6 protein-coding genes and 1 pseudogene are annotated in these 8,189 nt (G+C 67.1%); 4 read left to right on the top strand and 3 right to left on the bottom strand.

The features are described from left to right. Positions 1-116 (top strand): annotated as a pseudogene (locus ACFU8W_RS51600) (transposase); the annotation flags it as partial. Positions 117-500: 384 nt separating this feature from the next. Here the strand turns inward: ACFU8W_RS51600 and ACFU8W_RS51605 are convergent. Next, positions 501-872 carry a hypothetical protein gene (locus ACFU8W_RS51605; protein ID WP_384052759.1) on the bottom strand — a complete coding sequence of 124 codons (372 nt, stop codon included), beginning with the start codon at positions 870-872 and terminating at the stop codon, positions 501-503. A 185-nt stretch (positions 873-1,057) separates the two neighbouring features. Here ACFU8W_RS51605 and ACFU8W_RS51610 point away from each other — a divergent pair, with 185 nt between their 5' ends. Next, positions 1,058-1,519 (top strand): hypothetical protein, encoded by a 462-nt coding sequence (locus tag ACFU8W_RS51610; RefSeq protein WP_384052760.1) that lies wholly within the window; start codon positions 1,058-1,060, stop codon positions 1,517-1,519. Positions 1,520-1,542: 23 nt separating this feature from the next. Here ACFU8W_RS51610 and ACFU8W_RS51615 read toward each other — a convergent pair whose 3' ends face one another. After that, a complete protein-coding gene (locus tag ACFU8W_RS51615) occupies positions 1,543-3,165 on the bottom strand; it encodes an ISL3 family transposase (protein ID WP_384052761.1) in 1,623 nt (540 codons plus the stop codon). 320 nt (positions 3,166-3,485) lie between these two features. Further along, the gene (locus ACFU8W_RS51620; RefSeq protein WP_384052762.1) at positions 3,486-4,001 is read right to left on the bottom strand and encodes a tetratricopeptide repeat protein; all 516 of its coding nucleotides are present in this window, start codon (positions 3,999-4,001) and stop codon (positions 3,486-3,488) included. Between the two features lie 394 nt (positions 4,002-4,395). On the opposite strand from ACFU8W_RS51620, the gene ACFU8W_RS51625 reads away from it, so the two are divergent. Continuing rightward, positions 4,396-7,785, top strand: a complete 3,390-nt coding sequence (locus ACFU8W_RS51625; RefSeq protein ID WP_384052763.1) for a S8 family serine peptidase — start codon at positions 4,396-4,398, stop codon at positions 7,783-7,785. A gap of 205 nt (positions 7,786-7,990) precedes the next feature. Next, a complete protein-coding gene (locus ACFU8W_RS51630) occupies positions 7,991-8,152 on the top strand; it encodes a hypothetical protein (protein ID WP_384052764.1) in 162 nt (53 codons plus the stop codon). Positions 8,153-8,189 lie beyond the last annotated feature (37 nt).

Consider the following 8,189-nt stretch of genomic DNA (forward strand, 5'->3'; position numbering starts at 1 on the left):
ACCACGCCGACCACAAGACGCAGGGCAGCATGATCCGCCGCTACATCATCTGGCGAAACCGCCATGCCGAGGACCAACGCCTACAAGCCCTCGTCAACAGGGCAAACGTTGCCTGATACGGCACTAGCTGCTAGGGAAATCGCAGGTCGCAGGGCGTAGGCGGAGCCCGCTGTAAATCTGCCCGCCCAATGCCGGAACTGTTCCGCTGACATCCAACGCTGATATCAACGACCACGGACAGTGGCAGTAGTGGGCGGTCGCCGGTGGCTCGCGTGCGTGCAGCTGGGCCCAAGCCAGCCCGGGGTGGATCGAACTCCTAAAGCGGGTGTCACCCCATGAAAGGCCCCTTGCAAGAGCGCTCTTCCGGACGGTGGCAGGGCGCTCAACCAGGTGCACTTGTTTCCCGGCAGGCCCTCACTACCCGGCCCTTGGGGCAAACCCCACTCACCCCCGGTACCGCAGAAGGCACCGGGGGTGAGCCGACGGAGAACAGTCGGATGTCAGTCCTCGTCGCGGGTGAACGTCGGTACGGAGTCAAACTCTCCGCTGCCCAGGGACAGCGGCAGCTCCTCGAACTCGCCGGCGACCAGCTTCGTGAGGAAACCCGCCATACCGGCGCCATGCAGAGACCACTCGTTCCAGCAACGGCAGTAGACCGCCACCGGCCAGACGTCGGGGTCGGGGCCGGTCACAAGCCAGCACAGCAGGTCGGCCGCGGCGTCCACTCCCCAGGTCACCATGCGGTCCGCTCCGGGGGGCAGGTCCTCTGGCTTGTCGCCGTAGCCCTCATCCCAGAATTCCTGCGCGATCTCCGCCTCCTCGCGCATCGAACCGACGGCCTCCCCCTCGGGGGAGCACTCCGGAACCACCACACCAAAGAAGCTCCCGACGCTCTCGGCGACTGGCTTTATTCACGAGTCGTGGTTCTGGCACAGCTTTCGTGCAGCGGTAACTGAGCGTTACAAGGCGGCATGGCGGATGTCTGGCGGTCCAGGGCCGGGTTTGATCCTCCTCCACGGACGTTAGGGTGCTGATTCACGAAGCGAGGAGAGCTGGCGTGCCCAACAGACCGCGATTGGAGGAAGCCCTCGATGTCCTGCGTGCCGAGCTGGCGGCTGGGCGATCGACGACGACCGAGTTGACCACTCGGGCTGTGTGGCTGGCCTTCATACGATTCGGGCGGCAGCGCTTTGACACAGCGGCAATACCCGACTCCGACGGCTTGCTCTTCCAGTACGGCACGTACGCCTTCAGTGGGCGACCGATGTTCACGGTGGACCTCACGCGACAGTTCGATATCAGCGATGTCGACGGCGAGCATGACCACTACGTGCAGGTCCACTGCGAACTGCGCTACGAGCCCGAACCCGCTCTGGACGCCCTGGGGCGCTTCAACTCGTGGTTCTTTCACGACACTGATGCGAACCTCGACCAGTGGTTCGCCACCATGGAGAGGCGTCTCGAACTGCTGCTTGAACGCGTGCCGTTTGAGAGTGACGTGTACGAGGAGCCGGTTTAGGCGGTGGGAGGTCGCGATGTCTGTCACGCAAGCAGGACTCGCTTGCGTAGGAGGTCGAAGCCTGCACGGCCGAACATCTGGCGCTTGAGCATCTTGATCCGGTTGACATGGCCCTCCACGACACCGGAACTCCAGGGCAGGGTGAGGCCGGCGACGACGGCGTCGCGGTCGCGGTCGATGCCGGCAGCGAGGGTGTGGAGGCTGGGCAGGTCGTCCTGCCGGACGGCCTCGAGCCAGTCCGGCAAGCGCTCGCCCTGGCGGTCGGTGAGCATGGCTGCGAAGGAACGGACATGGCCGGTGAGGGCGTCGAGTTCGGGGCAGTGCATCCGGACGGCCTTGAGCTGGATCTGCTCGGGTTCGGTGAGGGTGTCCGGGTGCCGGAGGATCCATCCTGCGACGGCCCGGGGTGAGGGCGGCCGGGCGGTAACTGGCCGCGGTGAGGTGCGCTTGTCGTGCAGGTAGGCGCGAACACGTTGGTAGCTGCCCTTGTAGCCGAGCGGCACGATCTCTTCCCACAGCTTCCACGCGTTGGTGCAACCCTCACTCCAGCGATTGTCCAAGTGGGGCTTGTAGTCATCGAGGACCGAGGGGCGGTTCTGCCACTGACCGGTGAACAACTCCTCCGGCGTTGCGACGTCGGCGAACTGCTTGACGGTTCGCCAGGACATACCGAGCTCCCGCTGAACCGATCGTCGGCTGTGTCCCGCCTTCAGCAGGGCGTGGACGGCAGCGTGCCGTGCCCGCGTCCGGTCGGCGAACCGGTGTCCTCGTGGCCAAGGTGACGCGGACGGATCCGAGGCCGGAACGGGCCCGGGTTCGGGTTGAGACGCTGCGGGCGTCAGAACACTCAGGCAGCGGCGATGCTGGGCGATGCTCCGCTCAGCGGCCTCGCTCAGGTTGTGCCAGAGATGCCACCGGTCCGCGACCTGGACCGCTTGCGGCGCTCCGGCTGTGGCGCCTTCAGCGAAGAACGGCGCTCGGTCCCGGCAGACGACCTCGACGCCTGGCCGCTGGGCGAGCCAGGCAGCCAGGCTGGATGCCTCCCGATCCGGGAGCAGGTCGATAGGGCGGCGGGTTTCGACGTCCACCAGGACGGTGCCGTAGTGGCGGCCCTTGCGGGTGGCGTACTCGTCGACGCCGACCACTCGCGGTGCGGGCACCTCCGGCTCGGGCAGCGCGTCGACCAGGCGCAAAACCGTGCTTCGGCTGACGGACACGCCGAGAATGGCAGCCAGCCGGGCACCGGCCCGGCCAGCCAGAGCAAGGCCAACGGCGGCCAGGGTCGAGCGCAGCCGCTCCGTTCGCTGGCCATACCTGCGGGTCAGGCCGGATATCTGCTCCACGAAGGTCCGTCGCGTGCACACGGTGTTCTGGCACCGAAACCGCCGAACTCGTAACTGAAGTACGACCGTTCGTCCGGCACTCGGTACGTCAGCGGGAAACCGCAGATAAGAGCTGTGAACCCGGGTCGACCAGGCCCCGCACCCCGGACAGACGGCGCCAGCCGTGGTGCATTGCACGTCAACGCGCACTATCTCGATATCCACGTCCACCGACAGCACCGCGACGTCCGCGATCGACGGGAACAACAGCTCCTTCAGCCGGAGCACGACCTCTTCCACGGCCCGGACTGTGAGCCCAACCACCTCGATGACGACTCATTTTCGGGCGACTTCGAAGCCGCCCTGAGATGCTCAATCGTCACCCAGAGTGGCCGCTGCACGGAAGCTGTGCCAGAACCCGACTTGGTTCTGGCACACATTTCGTGAAAGATCTCGCTGGTTCTCGCCAGCAGGAGGCGCGCGTGTCATGTGAGCTGCGCGGACCACGCCTCACCGGGGTCCGGTGAGGCCGGACTTGAGATCGCACACGGAATGTGTGCCAGAACCCGTTCTCGTGTACAAAGCCAGCTGTCCTGCCCCTTCGGCCGGTCAGCATTGCTGGCGAGGGGAGTGGTGGGAGGTCGTTACGGCTCCGGGGTGTCGGTGTCGGTGTCTGTGCCTGTGCCTGTTGCGTTGGTGCGGGAGGTGGCGGCTTCCTCTTCTGCGCCGGCTTGGGTGTACGCGGTGGCGGAGTGGTTCCAGGCGTCTGTCACCTGTTGGGGATCGGCATGGGCTGCGGTGAGGGTGGTGGCCAGCTCGCCCCATGCCTCGCCGGTACGGAACCAGTCCTTTGCCGCGGCCAGCATCCCGGCAGCCCGCTGTCCGGCCGCGACGGCCTCCTCGAAGCGCTCGAGACCACGGTAGGCGCTGCCGAGGTTGTTCCAGGCGGTGGCTTCGCCGTGGGTGTCGCCGGTCTGTTGGTGGAGGTTGCGGGTGGTTTGGTGGGCGTCGAGGGCTTCTTCGTAGTGCCGCAGTTTCTGGAGTGCGCTGCCGAGGTTGTTCCAGGCGCCGGCTACGTTGCGGGTGTTGCCCATGGCGTGGCAGGCGTCGAGGGCGAGGGAGCGGACGATTACGAGGTCTTGCAGCCGCCGTCGCCACACCAGGTACTGGCCTAGCGCAAAGCCCGGAGAGATGCCGGTTCTTGTGGTGGCTTCGGTGTGGGCGGTGGCGATCAGGTTTTCGCGTTTCAGCTCCCTGCACGCCCACAGCGCTCACGCACCGCGAGCGGCCACGAAGTCGCCGACGCCGACTGCATGTTCACCCTACAGGAGGCCGTTCGCCTCGCCATGACCTCGGCAAAGTCGTCGCCGTCCCGGGCGTACCTCCACCGGCCAGGTCCGAAGCCTCACCGAGCCGACGAACCGAATGATGTGACCGCGTGACGGAAATCCGACATGCGGGAAACCCGCCACGCGCGCTATGCCCACGCTCTTCGCGTGTCTGCCAGGCTGCAGCCCCAGCATGGCATGTTCACGGCGTCAAATAGGGAGATTCATGGGCCCCATAACGCGTATAGCTTTGGGCGCGGCGACCGCCGGCGTCCTGGCCGTCACCGCGGTCGCGCCTTCCGGGGCGGCGGATACGCCACCTGACGGGGCCTCGGGGAAGAGACCCGTCATCGGCAGCGGGACCGCAGCATCGGGCGGCAAGCAGGTGACGGTCACGCTCGTCACAGGCGACAAGGTGCTGGTGACCACGGACAGGTCGGGCCGCAGTTCGGCGGCCGTGCTGCCCCGCGAGGACGGCACGCAGCCGATGGTGCAGACCTATCAAATGGGCAAGGACCTCTACGTATACCCGGAGGACGCCTCACAGGCGATCGCCGAGGGCAAGGTCGACGAGCAGCTGTTCAACGTCACTGGGCTCATCCGCCAGGGATACGACGACACACACACCGACACGCTGCCGCTGATCGCCACCTACCGGAACAGTGTGAACGTTGCCAGTGCCGCGCCGGCCGCCCCGCGCGGGGCAGAGCGGGGCCTGAGCCTGCCGGCGGTGGACGGCGTCGCGCTCAAGGCCGACAAGGGTAGCGCCGCTGCATTCTGGCAGGACGTCACCAACCCCCGCTCACGTTCTGTCTCCGCGCTGAAGAAGCTGTGGCTGGACGGCAAGGTCAAGGCAACCCTGGACCAGTCCACCAAGCAGGTGCACGCGCCGGAGGCGTGGGCGGAGGGCTACGACGGCAAGGGCACCAAGGTCGCCGTGCTGGACACCGGCGTGGACGCCCAGCACCCGGACCTGGTGGACCGGGTCGCCGCGTCCAAGAACTTCACGGACTCCAAGACCACCGACGACCGGCAGGGCCACGGCACTCACACCGCCTCCACGGTCGGCGGGTCCGGAGCGGCCAGTGACGGCCGCAAGAAGGGCGTCGCCCCCGGTTCCTCCCTGCTCATCGGCAAGGTCCTCAACGACAGCGGCTACGGCCAGGACTCCTGGATCATCGCGGGTATGCAGTGGGCCGTCGACCAGAAGGCCGACGTCGTCTCCATGAGTCTGGGCGACCCCGCGATCGGCGACTGCACCGACCCGCTGGCCCAGGCCGCGCAGGAGATGTCTCAGAACACGCACACCCTGTTCGTCGTCGCCGCAGGCAACTCCGGCCCGCGCATCGAGACCGTCTCCTCGCCCGGCTGTGCGCCCGGCGTGCTGACCGTCGGCGCCGTCGACCGCGACGACACCACCGCGCGGTTCTCCAGCCGCGGCCCCGTGGCCGTCACCCACACCCTCAAGCCCGAGATCGCCGCCCCCGGCGTCAACATCTCGGCGGCCAACGCGGGCGGCCGCGGCATCTACGCCTACCAGACGATGTCCGGCACCTCCATGGCCACCCCGCACGTCGCGGGCGCCGCGGCCGTCGTCCGCCAGGCCCACCCGGACTGGACCGCGCAGCAGATCAAGGAAGCCCTGGTCTCCTCCGCCCGCGCCGGCGGCAACGTTGGCGGCGTTGACCAGACTGGCGGCGGCGTCCTCGACGTGTACGCCGCGGTGCACCAGAAGGTGTTCTCCGCGCCCGCCGTCCAGGCCGGCAGTTACAACTGGCCGCAGGACGCCGCGGACCGCACCACCGTGCAGGTGCCCTTCACCAACACCAGCAGCAGCGACCTCACGCTGGACCTGAAGGTCAGCGGTGTGCACGGCAACGACGGCAGCGATGTCCACTCCGACATGATCAAGCTGGACGAGGGCAAGGTGACCGTCCCGGCAGGGGCCACCGTTCAGGTGCCGCTGCGGATCGATCCCACCGTCCCTCTGAAGGACGCCCAATACGGTGCGGTCACCGGCCGGATCCTGGCCACCGGCGGCGATGTCCACGTCTCCGTGCCCGTCACGCTCTACGTCCAGCCGGAGACGGTCTCCCTCCGGGTCAAGGTCATCGACCGCGACGGCGAGCCCGCCACCGGCGACTCCTCCCTGGACCTGGTCAGCCTCGACACCAACAAGGGCGAGCGCCGCATCAACCGGGGCGCGACCGAGCAGACGTACAGCGTGCGCCCGGGCGACTACGCCCTCAGCAGCTTCGTGGCAAGCTACAACGCGAACAAAGCAGCCGAATCGATCAGCTACCTCGGGAACCCGCAGCTGCGGATCACCCAGGACACCACCGTCGTCCTCGACGCCCGCAAGGCCCACCAGCTGAGCCTGCACACCGACCGCCCCTCGACGGTGAACCATGCCACGTTCACCTACGCCCGCGCCTGGGACAACACCTGGCAGGCGAACGGAGCGCTCATGGCCGGCGACACTGTCCAGAAGTTCTACGCCTCCGTCGACGGGCGTGCCCAGAAGGGCTCCTTCGAGTTCCGGCCCATCTGGCGCGCGACCGGCTCCCAGGATGGCTCGTCCTATGTCTACAACCTGTCGTTCCCGACCCAGGGCCCGCTGCACTCCGACCAGGTCTACCGGCCGAACGACTCCAAGCTGGCCCAGGTCACCGAGAAGTGGTACGCGATGGGCAAGGAGGCCAACTACATCGACGCGATGTTCAACGGCCCCTCCTGGGGCAGCAGAACCACTGTCCCCGTGAGTCTGTTTGACACGGTCCACGTGCCCGCCACCCGCACCGCCTACTACACGACCGGCGACGGCACCTGGTTGCACGGCGCGATGAGCAGCTTCCCGTTTGCCGCGTTCATGAGCGACCACGGGCGCACCTACCAGGCCGGACAGCGGAGCACCGAGGAGTGGTACCGCGGCCTCCTGCGGCCGGCAGCAGCGCGCGACGCCGACGGCAACCTGGCGCTCGCCGCCGAGCGGCAGGGCCACCTGATCGGCATCCAGACCGCATTCTGGGTCGACGGCTCCGGGGATCACTGGTCCTACGGCGGGTCGTTCGGCGACCTCGGCAACCTGGCGCTGAAGCGCAACGGTGTGCAGATCGACGCCATCCCCTACCCGTATGGCGTGTTCGCGGTGCCAGCCGAGGACTCCTCCTACGAGCTCACCCAGAACCAGTTCAAGGTCCCAACCTCCGACCGGCCTTGGCTGCGCTCCACCGAGATCACCACCACCTGGAGCTTCCGCTCCCACCAGGAACCGGACGTCTACTCCCGCGGCCTGCCGATCCTCTTCCCGGCATACGACGTGCCGGTGGACGGCATGAACACCCTGCCCGCGCAGAGCGGCATCAAGGTCGGCCTGTCAGTCGAGGGCCACGCCGGGTACACCCCGGGCGCGATCAAGGAAGCCTCGCTGTCCTACTCCTACGACGGCGGCACCACCTGGACCCAGGCACCGACCGAGCAGCACGACGGCAAGTGGACGGCCATCCTCGACCACACCGGCGCCTCCGGCAAACAGGTCACGATGAAGGCCAGCCTCACCGACACCAACGGCAACGCGGTCACCCAGACCACCACCCGCGCCTACGACGTGCGGTAACCACACAGTCCGGCCGGGCGGCCTCCCACAACAGACGGCCCGCCCGGCCGGTCAGCTTGCCCTTGCGATAGTCCCGTCCGTGCGACTCATGCGGCGTGTTCGTACTCGTGGAGGACGCTGATGATCTGCGGGTTTTTGTCGGTGGTCGTTCGGCATCGTGATGTGAGTTCGGTGGCGCGCTGTCTGTGCTGTTCAGCTGGTCGCGGTGAGTGGTTCGAGCGATGACATGGATGCTGATCTGGCGCTGACGTTTTTAGCGGTGGTGCTGGTCAGTTGGTTGCCGGTCGGTACGGCACGGTGTGTGTTGTCGCTGGTCTTGTGTCCTGAACATGAATGGGAGTTGGTCGTAGGCAACTTCTGGAATTGATGCTGTGCGGAAGATGAAGGTTTTGTGGCCCTTCAGA

Source organism: Streptomyces sp. NPDC057565 (assembly GCF_042801455.1).
Classification (GTDB): Bacteria; Actinomycetota; Actinomycetes; order Streptomycetales; family Streptomycetaceae; genus Streptomyces; species Streptomyces yanii.